The organism is Pseudoalteromonas sp. KS88 (assembly GCF_004766475.1).
GTDB lineage: Bacteria > Pseudomonadota > Gammaproteobacteria > Enterobacterales > Alteromonadaceae > Pseudoalteromonas.
In genome coordinates this window covers 1-14,784 of sequence record NZ_PYHV01000014.1, presented here as the reverse complement: position 1 = coordinate 14,784, position 14,784 = coordinate 1, and the positions used below count along the sequence as shown (strand labels likewise).

11 protein-coding genes are annotated in these 14,784 nt (G+C 39.4%); 4 read left to right on the top strand and 7 right to left on the bottom strand.

Annotated features, from left to right (window positions below; genetic code table 11):
- Positions 1-66: 66 nt before the first annotated feature.
- From C7Y70_RS08660 to C7Y70_RS08650, 3 genes are all read right to left on the bottom strand, one after another.
- Positions 67-351: an MliC family protein gene (locus C7Y70_RS08660; protein WP_135474429.1), complete on the bottom strand. Its 285-nt coding sequence runs from the start codon at positions 349-351 to the stop codon at positions 67-69.
- A 340-nt stretch (positions 352-691) separates the two neighbouring features.
- Positions 692-1,636 (bottom strand): tetratricopeptide repeat protein, encoded by a 945-nt coding sequence (locus C7Y70_RS08655; RefSeq protein ID WP_135474427.1) that lies wholly within the window; start codon positions 1,634-1,636, stop codon positions 692-694.
- Positions 1,637-1,722: 86 nt separating this feature from the next.
- Positions 1,723-3,123, bottom strand: a complete 1,401-nt coding sequence (locus C7Y70_RS08650; RefSeq protein WP_135474425.1) for a M20/M25/M40 family metallo-hydrolase — start codon at positions 3,121-3,123, stop codon at positions 1,723-1,725.
- A gap of 213 nt (positions 3,124-3,336) precedes the next feature.
- Here C7Y70_RS08650 and dbpA point away from each other — a divergent pair, with 213 nt between their 5' ends.
- Positions 3,337-4,725, top strand: coding sequence for an ATP-dependent RNA helicase DbpA (gene dbpA / locus C7Y70_RS08645; protein ID WP_135474423.1), 1,389 nt, complete (start codon positions 3,337-3,339; stop codon positions 4,723-4,725).
- 8 nt (positions 4,726-4,733) lie between these two features.
- Here dbpA and C7Y70_RS08640 read toward each other — a convergent pair whose 3' ends face one another.
- Positions 4,734-5,318: a DNA-J related domain-containing protein gene (locus tag C7Y70_RS08640; RefSeq protein ID WP_135474421.1), complete on the bottom strand. Its 585-nt coding sequence runs from the start codon at positions 5,316-5,318 to the stop codon at positions 4,734-4,736.
- Between the two features lie 126 nt (positions 5,319-5,444).
- On the opposite strand from C7Y70_RS08640, the gene C7Y70_RS08635 reads away from it, so the two are divergent.
- Complete coding sequence (locus C7Y70_RS08635) at positions 5,445-8,264, top strand: tetratricopeptide repeat protein (RefSeq protein ID WP_135474419.1); 2,820 nt, start codon at positions 5,445-5,447, stop codon at positions 8,262-8,264.
- Here C7Y70_RS08635 and C7Y70_RS08630 read toward each other — a convergent pair.
- The 3 genes from C7Y70_RS08630 to trxA form a co-directional block, all read right to left on the bottom strand.
- Positions 8,256-9,500: a methyl-accepting chemotaxis protein gene (locus C7Y70_RS08630; protein WP_135474417.1), complete on the bottom strand. Its 1,245-nt coding sequence runs from the start codon at positions 9,498-9,500 to the stop codon at positions 8,256-8,258. The genes C7Y70_RS08635 and C7Y70_RS08630 overlap by 9 nt on opposite strands.
- 240 nt (positions 9,501-9,740) lie before the next feature.
- On the bottom strand, positions 9,741-11,000 hold the full coding sequence (gene rho / locus C7Y70_RS08625) for a transcription termination factor Rho (RefSeq protein WP_058561178.1): 1,260 nt from the start codon (positions 10,998-11,000) through the stop codon (positions 9,741-9,743).
- A gap of 180 nt (positions 11,001-11,180) precedes the next feature.
- Positions 11,181-11,507: a thioredoxin TrxA gene (gene trxA, locus C7Y70_RS08620; protein WP_058561197.1), complete on the bottom strand. Its 327-nt coding sequence runs from the start codon at positions 11,505-11,507 to the stop codon at positions 11,181-11,183.
- A 90-nt stretch (positions 11,508-11,597) separates the two neighbouring features.
- On the opposite strand from trxA, the gene rhlB reads away from it, so the two are divergent.
- Positions 11,598-12,875, top strand: a complete 1,278-nt coding sequence (gene rhlB / locus C7Y70_RS08615; protein WP_135474415.1) for an ATP-dependent RNA helicase RhlB — start codon at positions 11,598-11,600, stop codon at positions 12,873-12,875.
- Positions 12,876-12,922: 47 nt separating this feature from the next.
- Entirely contained in the window at positions 12,923-14,416 is a 1,494-nt protein-coding gene (gene gppA / locus C7Y70_RS08610; RefSeq protein ID WP_135474413.1) for a guanosine-5'-triphosphate,3'-diphosphate diphosphatase, read from the top strand.
- Positions 14,417-14,784: the final 368 nt, after the last annotated feature.

Below are 14,784 nucleotides of genomic sequence, written 5' to 3'. Positions count from 1 at the left end.
TTTCAACAGATTTAATCATTAGTGTAGCAGTGTTTTCTTAAAAAATAAGATTACCAATAAAAGACATTACTTGAGATTACAGTGAACCTTATTCCCATCAATAATTAACACGGCTTCATTTGCTTTTGTCCAAAACAAGACTTCCTCACTATTAAATTTGACGCCCGATGCACTGCGCTGCCTAGTTAGTTGGTAGCGTTTGTTAATATAGTGAAGAGTTGCACTTTCAGCATCGTGGCTAATGATAGTCGCCATTTTTTTATTGTCGCAGGAGTAAACATTTGTGTGTGCTTTTTCAGAGCAAGCGCTTATGGTAAGTAAACTAATGGTAAATAAAATCACTTTATACATAGAGGATTCGCCAGTTAATTAGAAACCGCTATAGGGTAGCAAATGAAAATTAACCGCTGGTGAAAGTAGATGTTTAAGCTGTGTTGAAGTTAAATTTTTTGCGCGTAAGGGCCTCACACGACAACAAGCCCCAGATACAGAGTTAGTGTTGAGCTTGAATTGTCCGTTGCGTGGGCGACTGCTTAGAGGTTCTTATTTAATAATTTAAAATTAGTTTATCCAAGGTTACTGATTAGTGCTTAGCGTACAAAGAGAGCTATACACAAAACAGTTGTGATCACCTAAGTGAGGTTATGGTATTTCACAAGAGCTATGAGTATTACAGGCACGTAATAGTGTGTTATGTCTCACATGTGTAAAAGCGGCATAAGTCTTTTAGTTCTATTTTTGCTTTTCGGTTACCTTGAGCTGCAGCTTGCTGAAACCAGTAAATAGCTTTATTTATATCTTTGCTGGTACCTTGCCCGTCTTGGTACATTTGTGCCAAATTTAGTTGGCCCCACTGAGAACCCTCTTTAGCGGCTAACAAAAAGCTCTTAAATGCATCTTCGAATAGATCATCTTTGTAATAATTAATCCCTTGTTGGTTATGCTCATTGAACTTAACCCCTTCATAAAGCGGTTTTGGTCTTGGGGGAAACATTACAAAGCCACCATATAAACTATAAGCATGGGGGCGAAGCACATTATAAATAACGCCTTCATCGACCATGCGTTGAATCTCAGTACGCGGTAACGTTATCGTTTTGGAAGAAAAGTAATCTCTTTGTACAAGTAAACTCGTACGCATTGCCATTGTGATACCGCGATCATGCTTATAACGGTAGTTACTAATTTGAAAGGTAATGTATTTATCATCAAACTCAAGTATTTGAGCGATCTTTAAATTTTCTGGGCGCAGGGGTTCTTGGGCAAACTTATCTGCTTTTACTAAATAAGTATCATATGCTTGTGGAGCATTAATGATCGCTTGTTGTTGTACTGCTTGAGCATGAAAATGAGCATAAAAGTACAGTAAGGATAAAACGATTACTATCGAGCCTATAAAGTATTTCACTAATGATAGAAGCTCAAACAGTGGTAGCTTTGTTAATGAGACAGGCTCACTATGCTTACATTCGTTGCAGTGAAAATGATATTGCCAAGCTAATGGGATGATAGGCACAATTGCAAAACGCAAAAAGCGGCTGTTATTTTTTAATTGGTAGTCGTTGCTTTTACAATGAGGGCAGGTCGTGGTTTGACTGAATGACGATAATGAGTCACAGGTATTAAAAAGTAGCATATACGCCCTCCTAGCTTTTTTATTAAATTAAAACAAACAAGGGCGTATGCAAAGTACAAAACTGTAAGAAAGTATGTTTACTAAACTTATTTTTTTACAGGCTTTGGTTTGATTGTGGTTTTGGCATCAGCGGCCATAAACGCAAATACTGCGTAAGCAGCTGTATTTTGTTTAAGCTTTTCCGGGTCGACTTTATCTAAAGTATCATCTGCTGTGTGGTGATAATCAAAGTAATCAGTACCATCTTGATGAAGGTCAAAAATAGCTGCGCCGTCTGTATTTCTAAGCGGTATGAGATCTGGGCCTCCGCGTGCACCGTTCTTTGCAATGTATTCTACATTAAGTGCTGAAAGTTCTTTCGCTATTGCACGTACCACAGGTAATGACTCTGCTGATACGTTAGACTCAAAACCATACACTACATCAGCACCAAAATCAGATTCTGCAGCTGCTACAATGTTTTTAAGCTCATTAGCATGTTGCTTAAAGTAGGCTTTAGCACCCCATAATCCCAGCTCTTCAGCAGCAAATAACACTACGCGAATACTGCGTTTAGGGCGTTTAATTTCGCTAATATGTTTAGCTGCGGCCATTGTTAGCGCCACACCAGCACCATCATCGAGTGCGCCTGTGCCTAAATCCCATGAGTCTAAATGACCACCAATCAACACATATTGCTCAGGGTTGTGCGTACCATTAAATTGACCAATGACATTATAGCCAGTGCCTTGACCACGATCTTCTGTTTGTACATTGATATTAACAGTGACATTTTTATCAAGCGCAATAAGACGAGCAATTTGATCGGCATCAGGGTTAGCGATAGTGACATTTGGTATCTTAGTCACTCCCTCTTTATAATGGCTACCACCTGTATGAGCAAAGCGGTGTTCTGCAGTACTAACAGAGCGCATCATATAGCCAATCGCGCCTTTTTTTGCGGCTTCTACAGAACCTATAGAGCGTGCACGAACAGCCGGGCCGTATCCGTTTCCATCAATATGGCGATTCATACGGTAATTAATGTAAGCAATCTTACCTTTTAGGCTATTTTTAGGTGCTGCTATTAGTTCATCAAGGGTTTCAAATAATACCACTTCGCCTGTAATCCCCTCTTTAGGAGTACTGACACTATGGCCCAGTGCAGTTAAGTGCAAAGGTTGCTCACTAGGCGTTAAGATTTTGCCACTTTCGCTAAAACGACGCCATTCAGGAAATGTAGCCTTTTCAAGCCATACTTTATCAAAGCCTAGCGCTTTAAATTTAGCCTGCGCCCAAGCTACGGCTTTTTTATCGTTTTCAGTGCCAGGTAAACGCGGGCCTACTTCTGTAGTAAGTGATTCTAATAATTGATAGCTTAAGTCACTATTGCTGGCACTTTGCCTTAATTGTTCGACTTGTTGCAATTGTTTATTGGTAAATTCAGGTTCTGCTGCTGCGGCTAAAAAGCTACTAGCAAGTAGTATCCCGGTGATGATTTTTTTCATTATTGACCTTGGCTGTATTTCACGAGAGCGCTATTAAAGCATTTAATGTAAAACAGAAAAAGCAGATACGATAAAAACCGCTTATCTGCATCTGTTTGACGATAATATCGTCGACTCAATGGTAGCAATTTGTATATTCTGCTATTATGCAGCATAACTAAGTCGGGCTTTTGCAACGGCTTTTAATGTTTACTTTTTGCACTGGAAATTACTTTGACTGCTACAGCTTTTTCATCTCTCGCTTTACCTTCTGGTTTGGTCGATAATTTATCTACTTTAGGTTATAGCCAAATGACGGCTGTTCAGGCACAGAGCTTACCTCCAGTACTGGACGGTAAAGATATCATTGCGCAAGCTAAAACGGGGTCGGGTAAAACCGCAGCGTTTAGCTTAGGTGTGCTAGCTAAGCTAAACGTAAAGCGCTTTCGTATTCAGTCTTTGGTACTTTGCCCAACAAGAGAACTTGCTGAGCAAGTGGCTGTTGAGATGCGCAAACTCGCCCGAGGTATTCATAACATTAAAATACTTACATTGTGTGGTGGTGTTTCAATTGGTCCGCAAATCGGCTCGCTTGAACATGGTGCACACATTATTGTTGGTACACCTGGTCGTGTGGATGACCATATTCGTAAGGGCACTTTACGTTTAGACGATGTAGAAACTTTAGTGCTGGATGAAGCCGATCAAATGCTCGACATGGGCTTTCAAGATACGTTAGATGCAATTATCGATTGCATCCCACAACAGCGCCAAACACTGTTGTTTAGTGCGACTTTCCCGCGTGCAATTGAAGCGGTTGCAAAGCGTGTACTAACTAACCCGGTGATGGTTAAAGTCGAAGAAGAGCAAGAAAAAAGCACCATCAAACAGTATTTCTACAAGATGGATAATAACAAGCAGCGCTTTAATACCTTGAAGTTGTTGTTGTTAAAGTTTCAACCAACAAGCTGTGTGGTGTTTTGTAATACTAAGGTTGAAACACAGCAAGTGTGTGATGATCTAGCCGCTGAAGGTTTTAGTGCCGTGGCTTTACATGGCGACCTGGAGCAGCGCGATCGTGAACGAACACTCATTCACTTTGCTAATAAAAGTGCCTCTATTTTAGTGGCAACGGATGTAGCCGCTCGTGGTCTGGATATTGATGATATGGATATGGTAATTAACTATCATTTAGCGCATGACCCGCAAACACATGTTCACCGTATTGGTCGAACTGGCCGTGCGGGGAAAAAAGGCATTGCGTGTTCAATCTATGGTGATGCTGAGCAGTTCAAAGTGGCGCAAATTGGCGACCATTACGAATGTGATTTTTTGCCGGAACAGCTACCACCATTTAGCTTGCTAGAAAAACCACCGTATAAACCAGAAATGGCCACACTAATGATTGACTCAGGTAAAAAGCAAAAAGTGCGTGCCGGTGATATTTTAGGTGCGCTAACAGGTAAAGAAGGTATTGCAGGCCGCCAAGTGGGTAAAATTAACGTGCTTGATAACGTGGCATTTGTTGCGGTCGAACGCAATTGTGCAAAACCAGCATTACGTAAATTAACCGAAGGTAACATTAAAGGGCGTAAAATCCGCGCTCGTCGACTCACTCGTTAATTACTTATCTATCTATTTGAGCAGCTAGCCTTAAGCTGCTCATATTCTTCTCGAATACGTTTAAATACCTCTTCATCTTCTGAGGATTTATCTGGGTGATATTGAAACGCTAATTGTCGCCACCGCTTTTGTATCATTTTCAAGCTTGCTTGCTCATCCAGTTGCCATTGTGCAAGAATTGCGTTGCGTTGGCATATGTTTATTTCGGGCTTTACTGGCGCTGAGGCTTCAAAGTTTTGCCAAAATTGATTTAATAAAGCATCCACTTCATCTGCAGACGTATCATAGTTTTGCCAATCTAAGTAATAGTCTCTTAAGGGATCCGCCTGGGTAACTGTGTTTTCAATGGATGTGTCTTCTAATTTAATATGCAAACTTGCAATTGATAAAGTTTGGGCAGGAGCAAGTTGCTGCTGTAATTGAAACAGTGCGTTCATTATTAAAAAGTTGCGTTTAAATAAATCACGAGAAGGCTCCTCATCTAATGCGGTTATTATGCCGCATTCTGATAGCTCTAGCGCTAAAGTGTGAACCTTCCATACCTGCTTTGTTAACAGTCGTTCAAAAATCTCATCTATAAGTGGGTTAAGCATTGTTTGAACTCTAGGTAATAGTGTATCTTGATAAAATAATTATATACACATGCTACTTGAGTTGTCAGTTAGCTTTCAAGTGAAGCATGTGTCGTTTTAACAGGTTCAAATACCAAGGATACATTTATGTTAGGTAAGTTTAAGCGGCTATTCTTTATTGCGTTTATTACTGTACTTGGCGTGGTATCTCATGTCTGTTTTGCTCAAGCTCCTTTACTTGAGCAGTTTAATCAGGTTGATGATTGGCAGCAAAAGCAAGTTATAGCCGAGCAGTTACTTTCAACACCACAATTAACACCACAACAACGGTTAGCTATTTATAGTACGATGGCTGAGCGCGCATTTACTGAAAACGATTACTCATTGGCACTCGATTTCTACCAGTCTCAAGAGCAAAATAGCAATATAAACGACTCTCCAGAGCAATATTTTCGTTCTATAAAAATGCAAGGCGTAGTGTACTACTATCAAGGGTTAATGAATCAAGCGATTAAAGAGTATAGCCGTGCCTTAGTGGTTGCAAAGCAGCTAAATAATGCCTTGAAGCAGGCCAACTTGTTGAGCAATATTGGTTTATCTTATTTTGATATGTACAACATGGAGCTTGCATTAGAGCATTACCAAAAAGCAAAAACGATTTATGAAACGAACGGAAACGCACAAGATAAAGCGGACATACTTCATAATATTGCTGGGGTATATATTAAGTTATCGCGTTATGATTCAGCGTTAGAATTTTATCGTGAAGTGTTAGAGGTATTTCAACAACTCGATGATAAAGATGGCATTGCCCAAGTGTATGGAAACATGGGGGTGGCATACTTTGAGTCAGGGCGTCATCAATTAGCATTACATTACTATCAATTAGCTTTACGCTATTATCAAAGTATTAATGATGCTTATCAACTGTCAACTCGCCATAAAAATTTAGCTAACTTAAACCTTAAATTAAATAAAATAGACACAGCCTATTATCATGCGCTTGCAGCGAAAGAGTTTGCAGTTAAAGCTGATAACAAGACTCTTTTATTAACTGCATTACATATTTTAGCAAAGGTTGAGTTAGTTAAAGGGGATATCAAGGAAGCAAGACAAAATCTAAACGCGTCTTTTGCCCTTGCTAAAAAATATAATAATGAGATGTTGGCGAAGGATGGGTTAGGCATAAACTCGCTGCTGTTAGCAAGCATAGGTGATTATGAGCAAGCTGTTGACTTACATGAGCAATTTGTTGAATACCAACAAAGTATAAAAAGTGAAGAGGTTGCAAAGGCGCTGACTGTATTTCAAACACAGTTTAAAGCGAATCAACTCAATCAAGAAATCTTGCAGTTAAAACAAGAGCGAGACTTACAAGATTTGAAAATAGCAAAGCGTTCTCAGCTCGCTATTTTGCTGGCAATAGTAATGGTGCTTGGCTTAATTTGCACCATTGCATTGTATCGTCGAGCGATAGAAAAAAAGGCCAAAATCCAATTAGAAGAACAAGTTGAACAACGCACTCAGGAATTGCAATTTGTAGCACAAGAGTTGCGTTCAGCCAATGAAATTAAAAGCCAGTTTCTTGCCAATATTAGTCATGAAATTCGCACTCCTTTAACTGCTATTCTTGGGCAAACGGATGATCTGATCAATGGTTTATATAAACCAAGCGAGTTACAAGATGAACTATTGGTTATAAAAAAGCACAGTGATCATTTAAAAGATTTAATAAACGATGTGCTGGATATTAGTAAAATAGAAGCTAATAGGTTAGAGCTTCATTTAACTAAATTTGACCTCGTTGAGTTGGTGAACGACGTATATGAAATGTGCCAAGCTCATGCATCTCAAAAAGGCTTAAGGCTGACATTTGATAACCAATTAGAACCAAGTCATTGGGTTAAACTCGATTTAATGCGTGTTAAACAGATATTGATTAATTTATTAACCAACGCAATAAAGTTTACCCATCAAGGTAGTGTGAAATTACGATTGAGCCAAACACAGAGTGGGGTGCAGTTCAACGTGGTTGATACAGGTATTGGCATGAGTGTTGAGCAATTGAAAATGGTTTTTGAGTGTTTTCAGCAAGGCGATAACACCATCAGCCGTCGTTTTGGAGGGTCTGGGTTAGGGTTGTCGCTATCGCAACAACTAGCGATGATGATGGGTGGATACATTAGTGCATTAAGTGAGCCAAATAATGGCAGTGAGTTTATCTTTAATCTGCCATGTAAACAAAAGAGTGCAGACCTCTCATCGAGCCCAGTTATCAATAACGCCAAGCATGTTCAACTTCAGGGTAAAGTCGTTTTAGCAGAAGATCACCCAGATAATCGCCGATTAATCACACGCTACCTTACTTCTTTAGGGCTTGAGGTGATTGCTGTGAGTGATGGGGAACAAGCAGTTGAACAATGTTTACAACTGTATCCTGATATTGTTTTGCTGGATATTCAAATGCCTATAATGGACGGGCTCAGTGCTCTTGAGCTACTACAGCAATGTGGCTTTAGTAATCCAATTTACGCTTTAACTGCTAATGCTATGAGTCACGAAATTGATAACTATATTGCTAAGGGCTTTACTGGCTATTTAAGTAAGCCTATAGATAAAGAAGTGTTTTATAGTACGTTAGCCAATCAGTTAGCAAAGAATAATAAATTGCCCATAAATGAAAGCAAAGTCGACATGACTGATTTAACACACAGTTTTATCAGTAGTTTTATTAAAGAAGCAGAGTCACTGAATACTCACCTTGCGCAACGTGATTACCAGGCGCTACAGCAAGACAGTCATCGTATTCTTGGTGCGGCCCAAATGTTTGCCGTTCAGGATGTTATTAAACCAGCTTTAAATTTAGACAAAGCATTATTGAAGAAAAGTGCGCAGTGTGAGTTCGATAAAATAGCTCTATTAACGTCTGAGTTAATTAATGCATTAGAATCGCACTCGTCAAAATAGCTCTATCTCACTTTCTTCTGTAGTTTCAGTCGGAGTTACTTCTTTTTGGGTCCGCTTTCTTGGCTGTGTATCAAGTGCATAATTGCTAACAAGGAAAAAACTAAATTTCTCTTCTAGGCTGGTGGCGAGTAAATGTAAGTCGTTACTAGAAACAGCTTGTATTTTAGAACTTGAAAGTGCGTCAGAGTTCAGCTCGACTAGCGAATTGATACTTTCTTGTGACTCATCCGAAAATTGTTTTTGATTACTCACCTGCTGGTTAATAGAGTTTGACATTTCGCTAATTTCAAGCACAGCAGTTTCAATGGCTGTAATCTCACTACTTGAGGTTTTAGTCAGAGATACCGTCTGTTGCGCTTCATCGAGTGCTGTATTCATTAACGTATGGGCTAAATCAGTGCTATGTTGGATTTTACTGACCATGGCGCTCACTTCTTGTGTCGATTTACTCGTGCGTGACGCTAAGTTTCGTACCTCATCAGCAACAACAGCAAACCCACGGCCTTGTTCACCGGCTCTAGCGGCTTCAATTGCTGCATTTAATGCGAGTAGGTTTGTTTGCTCTGCAATAGCATTAATGACCTCAATAACTGAGCCAATATTATCACTGTCTTGCTTTAGTTGTTTTATATGTTCACTGGTTTGTTCGATATTACTTGCTAATGCGAGTAAGCTTGCTTGGCTCTTATCAGAATCAATACGCGTTTTTTTTACTGATTCTGTTGCATTCGCAACGGAGGTATAAATTGTTTTAACGTTAACCCCAAGCTCACTCGAGGTGTTAAGCATTTTCTGAATTGTTTGAGCAAGATCTTGACCATGAGAATATTGGATTGTGGCTTTTTGAGTCATTGATGCATAAGTATCTCTTAGTTCATCAGCCATAGGTCTTAATCTATTAGACGAAATTTGTAGCTCTTCAAAAAGGTGCTCAATCGTTGTTAAGCTAGCGTTGAGTGCTAAGCAAGAGGGTGGGATTGAAGGGTCACTTTCGTCAAATCGAAAAGTAAAGTTAATACCGTCTTTACTAACTAAGTTCTCCATTAATGATTTTAGATACCTATCTGGAAGCGCTAACCTTCGCTTAGTAAATAAATAAAAGAAATACACAGGTAATAATATAGTTAAATATAGAGCCACAATAGCAACAGAGGGTAAGTTAAATGAATAACAAATGAGGCCAATACTGATAGTTAAAAAGCACTGTAGGGCCACGAAGCCATGGGTAATTGTCATTCTGTTTTTCCTTTGTAAAAAGCTATCGACCAACTTATTTTTTGAATGATTAGAGTTGGTTTTAAATAAGTATAGTTAAAAAAGCCCAGACGACAAAAATGTTTCACTACATAAATGAATTTAAAGATATTGTGGGGTATACATTCTGTTTTGAGTGGAAGATAAATAGAGAGGGTATAGTCGATTGATTAAAACAAAAAAGCTCGCCATTAAGCGAGCTTTTCAAAAGTATATTTATGTCTACTGACGTCTCATAGAGTCAAAAAACTCATCATTCGTTTTGCTCATTGATAGCTTATCAATTAAGAATTCCATTGCGTCAATTTCTGACATCTCATGGACAATCTTACGCAAGATCCACATTTTCTGTAGTTCATCAGGTTTTGTTAGCAGTTCTTCGCGACGAGTACCAGAGCGATTAAAGTCAATCGCAGGGAATACACGTTTTTCAGCAATCTTACGGTTTAGGTGTAATTCCATATTACCTGTACCTTTAAACTCTTCGTAGATAACTTCATCCATCTTAGAGCCTGTATCGATAAGTGCAGTTGCGATAATCGTTAAGCTGCCACCTTCTTCAACGTTACGTGCTGCACCGAAAAAGCGCTTTGGTTTATGTAATGCGTTTGCATCAACACCACCAGTAAGTACTTTACCTGATGAAGGGATAACCGTGTTATAAGCACGTGCTAGACGAGTGATTGAATCAAGTAAGATAATGACATCTTTTTTATGCTCAACTAAACGTTTTGCTTTTTCAATTACCATTTCAGCTACTTGCACGTGACGACTTGCTGGTTCATCAAATGTTGATGCAATAACTTCACCCTTTACTAGGCGTTGCATCTCAGTAACTTCTTCCGGACGTTCATCGATAAGTAAAACCATCAATGTTGCGTCAGGGTGATTATGTGTGATCGATTGAGCAATGTTTTGCAGCAGCATGGTTTTACCCGCTTTAGGCGGTGCGACTAATAAACCACGTTGGCCACGGCCAATAGGTGATGCTAAATCAAGGACTCGTGCAGTAATGTCTTCGGTACTACCGTTACCACGTTCCATACGTAACCGTTCGTTAGCATGAAGTGGAGTTAGGTTTTCAAAAAGAATTTTAGTACGGGAGTTTTCTGGTCTATCAAAGTTTACTTCGTTTACTTTTAGTAAAGCGAAGTAACGTTCACCGTCTTTTGGCGGACGAATAAGACCCATTATTGAGTCACCAGTACGCATGCTAAAACGACGAATTTGGCTAGGTGATACATAAATGTCATCAGGGCCGGCTAGGTAAGACGCTTCTGAAGATCTTAAGAAACCAAAACCATCCTGAAGGATTTCTAATACACCACCGCCAAAAATATTTTCTCCACTTTTGGCGTGGGCCTTAAGGATAGCAAAGATAATATCTTGCTTTCTTAAGCGGGCTACGTTTTCGAGCCCCATGGACTCAGCTAAGGCTACAAGTTCTTTTATAGACTTGTCTTTTAATTCGCGTAAATGCATATTGGTGGGTTCTTTATTACAGTTATCATACTCATATAATCGATATTGATTAGTGAGAGAGGTTTGTTGGTAAACTAAGGATTAGTTGGCTTTATAAACTAGCAGTTCACTGGCCCAGCGTCCAGTCTTTATACAAAATAAACGTAAAAAAAGGGCGTATTGCCCTTTTTTTAATGGGTATTAGATGTTGTTTTCTAAAAACTCAACAAGTTGTGTTTTAGAAAGCGCACCAACTTTAGTTGCTGCAACTTGACCATCTTTAAAAAGAAGTAGTGTCGGAATACCACGAATACCAAACTTTGGTGGCGTACCTGCGTTTTGGTCGATGTTTAATTTACCGATAACAACACGGCCATCAAACTCGTCAGCTACTTCATTTAGAATAGGGGCGATCATTTTACAAGGTCCGCACCATTCTGCCCAAAAATCAACTAATACAGGCTTGTCTGATTGTAATACGTCAGCTTCAAAGCCATCGTCAGTTAATTGAATAATTTTCTCGCTCATTGCGCTCTCCGATAAGTTAGGCGAATTATTTAATGCGTATTTAAACACTCTTGTTTCTTATTGCAAGTTTAAACGTTATGCTTAAACGCTATGACTAAGACACATTTGACCGATAAAAAGTTTTCAGACTTTGCTATCGCACCGGAAGTGGTTACCGGTTTAACCGAGAATGGGTTTGAATATTGCACACCCATTCAAGCAAAATGCCTACCTTTTATATGTGATGGCCGCGATATTGCGGGTCAAGCACAAACAGGTACAGGTAAAACATTAGCTTTTTTAACAGCTACATGCCATCGGTTATTACAATCTAGCAAAGCACCTAGTAAACATCCAAGAGCCCTGATCATGGCCCCGACTCGGGAGCTTGCGATTCAGATCCATAAAGATGCTAAAATTTTAGCGCCACACTGTAATCTTAACTTAGGTTTAGTATATGGTGGCGAAGATTATGAAAAACAACGTGCGCAGTTAGAAAAAGGCGTAGATATTTTAATTGGTACCACTGGTCGCCTTATCGATTTATACAAGCAAGGCTGCTACACCTTAAATGAAATTGAAGTTGTAGTGCTTGATGAAGCCGATCGCATGTTTGATTTAGGTTTCATAAAAGATATTCGTTATATGTTCCGTCGTATGCCTGATACTTCTGAGCGCCTTAATCTATTATTTTCTGCGACGCTATCATATCGAGTGCAAGAGTTAGCATTTGAACACATGACTAATCCTGAGCATGTACAAGTTGAACCAGATGTAAAAACGGGTAAGCGAATTACTGAAGAGCTATTCCAGCCATCTCAAGAAGACAAGATTAAGTTATTACTTACTTTAGTTGAAGAAGAATGGCCAGATAAAGCGATTGTTTTTGCAAATACCAAACACAGCTGTGAAACAGTGTACGCATGGCTTAAAGAAGATGGGCATCGTGTTGGCATGTTGACTGGTGACGTCAATCAGAAAAAGCGCCAATCAATTTTAGCTCAATTTACTAAGGGTGACCTTGATTTCCTAGTTGCAACAGATGTTGCTGCACGTGGTTTACACATCCCTGAAGTGAGTCATGTATTTAACTTTGATTTACCGGATGATTGTGAAGATTATGTTCACCGTATCGGTCGTACTGGTCGTGCTGGTGCATCAGGCAAAGCAATTAGTTTTGCGTGTGAGCAATACGCATATAATCTGCATGAAATCGAAGAATATATAGAACATAGCATTCCTTTATCACATTATGATAAAAGTGCATTGCTTGGTGATTTAACAAAGCCTACTATTCAAAGAAAGCGCAACTATTCGACAGGCCCTCGTAATCGTAGTAATAACGGCGGACGTAGACCAAACAATAGTTACCAAAAAGCACGGTCGTAATTTACGACCGAAGTAGAGTCGTAGTAGTAACTAGAGGTTTTTGAACGGTGGGGCAACTTAAACCGCAAAAAAATGTTTATGCAGTAATTGATTTAGGGTCAAACAGTTTTCATATGCTGATTGCTAAATCAATTGCTGGTGGCCTGCAAACCATAGGCCGAGTTAAACGAAAAGTCAGATTGGCGGCAGGGCTTGACGAGAATAATCTGTTAAGCACTGAAGCTATGCAACGAGGTTGGGAGTGTTTGGCTCTTTTTGCCGAGCGTCTTCAAGATATTCCCAAAGCTAACATAACTATTGTTGCAACTGCTACCTTGAGGCTAGCAACCAACGCTGATGAGTTCAAAGAAAAAGCAGAGCAAATTCTTGCTCACAAAATTAATGTAATCAGTGGTGAGCTCGAAGCCCGCACAATTTATAAAGGTGTCGCGCATACTTCTGCTTGCTCTGGGCGCCAGTTAGTGATTGATATTGGCGGTGCAAGTACAGAAGTGGTTATTGGCAAAGGTTTTGATGCACTGCATTATAAAAGTCTTAACATGGGGTGTGTCACATACCTTGAACGTTATTTTAAAGATTGCAAACTAAGCGATGAAAATTTCAACAACGCTATTACAGCTGCAAAAGAAGTTATTGCTGAAATAGCTTCAAGCTATAAAGCAGCAGGCTGGGAAATAGCCTCTGGTGCCTCGGGTACAGTTCAAGCAATTCAAGAAATCATGGTTGCTCAATCTCTGGATGAAACATTAAGCCTCGACAAATTACTTGAAATTAAAAAGCAGTCAACGGCCTTTAACACAATTGCTGAGCTTGATTTACCAGGTTTAAGTGAAGAGAGAAGGTTAGTATTTGTTTCAGGCCTTGCTATTTTAATTGCATTATTTGAGTCCCTTGAAATTGAAAAAATGGGACTAGCAGGTGGAGCGCTCCGCGAAGGCGTTTTATATAGCATGATTCCTGAGTTTCATAATCATGATATTCGCAAGCGCACTGTAGATGCTTTTATGAGTCGCTATCATGTAGATCAAAAGCAATCAAATCGAGTAGCTGAATTAAGCAATTATTTAGCGCAGCAAGTTAGTGAACAATGGCCAGTGTTAGAGCAAGCTGGATGCGCGCTATTAAAAGCCATTGCTCAGCTACATGAAATAGGTTTATTGATCGAATATAAGCAATACCAAAAACACACTGCTTATATTTTAGAAAATACCGATATGCCGGGCTTCTCTCAATCAGAACGTAAAATTATAGTTGCAGCTACCAATGCGCATCGTTCTGACTTGCAAAAAGATGCATTTAAATATTTAGGATGTCATCAGCAATTAGCACAATACATTACACGGCTTATTAGGATTGCTGTAATTCTCTCAATGCGTCGGCAAGACGATGTCTTACCTAAATTGAGTTTAACTGCTGATAATGAGGTATTAACCCTTTCTTTTGAAGAAGACTGGTTAAAAGCGCATCCGCTAATGGCAAGTGAGCTCCAGCTTGAGTCTAAACAACAAGCAAAAGCTGGATGGAAATTTTTAGTTAGATGAAAAAGGCTCGTTAGAGCCTTTTTTTGTAGCAAAATACCGCACTTTGTTTTAAAAATGTTCAAACAATCCTTTTTTTCAAAAAGATCGCAAAAAAGGGTTGATCTGTTTTTGGATCTCCCTATAATGCGACCCCACTGAGACGGCAGAGCAGGCAACGCTTAGCGAGGCAAGCAAGTCACTTAGTAAGTCGAGTAAAACTTGAGTTTAGATTTTTTAAAAAGTTTAAAATTAAGTGTTGACAAAAAAATAGGAAAGCGTAACATGCGCAGCCCTAGCGAGATAAAGCAACGCGCTTTAATCGCAACGTTCTTTAACAATATAAAGCAATCATCTGTGTGGGCACTCGTACAGATTGAGTTCTAACAGCC

What these genes read in the sequence shown, in the direction of transcription:
- C7Y70_RS08630 (WP_135474417.1), bottom strand. Translation starts at nt 9,500, where the DNA reads ATGACAATTACCCATGGCTTCGTGGCCCTACAGTGCTTTTTAACTATC.
- C7Y70_RS08650 (WP_135474425.1), bottom strand. Translation starts at nt 3,123, where the DNA reads ATGAAAAAAATCATCACCGGGATACTACTTGCTAGTAGCTTTTTAGCC.
- C7Y70_RS08660 (WP_135474429.1), bottom strand. Translation starts at nt 351, where the DNA reads ATGTATAAAGTGATTTTATTTACCATTAGTTTACTTACCATAAGCGCT.
- C7Y70_RS08655 (WP_135474427.1), bottom strand. Translation starts at nt 1,636, where the DNA reads ATGCTACTTTTTAATACCTGTGACTCATTATCGTCATTCAGTCAAACC.
- C7Y70_RS08640 (WP_135474421.1), bottom strand. Translation starts at nt 5,318, where the DNA reads ATGCTTAACCCACTTATAGATGAGATTTTTGAACGACTGTTAACAAAG.
- rho (WP_058561178.1), bottom strand. Translation starts at nt 11,000, where the DNA reads ATGCATTTACGCGAATTAAAAGACAAGTCTATAAAAGAACTTGTAGCC.
- C7Y70_RS08635 (WP_135474419.1), top strand. Translation starts at nt 5,445, where the DNA reads ATGTTAGGTAAGTTTAAGCGGCTATTCTTTATTGCGTTTATTACTGTA.
- rhlB (WP_135474415.1), top strand. Translation starts at nt 11,598, where the DNA reads ATGACTAAGACACATTTGACCGATAAAAAGTTTTCAGACTTTGCTATC.
- trxA (WP_058561197.1), bottom strand. Translation starts at nt 11,507, where the DNA reads ATGAGCGAGAAAATTATTCAATTAACTGACGATGGCTTTGAAGCTGAC.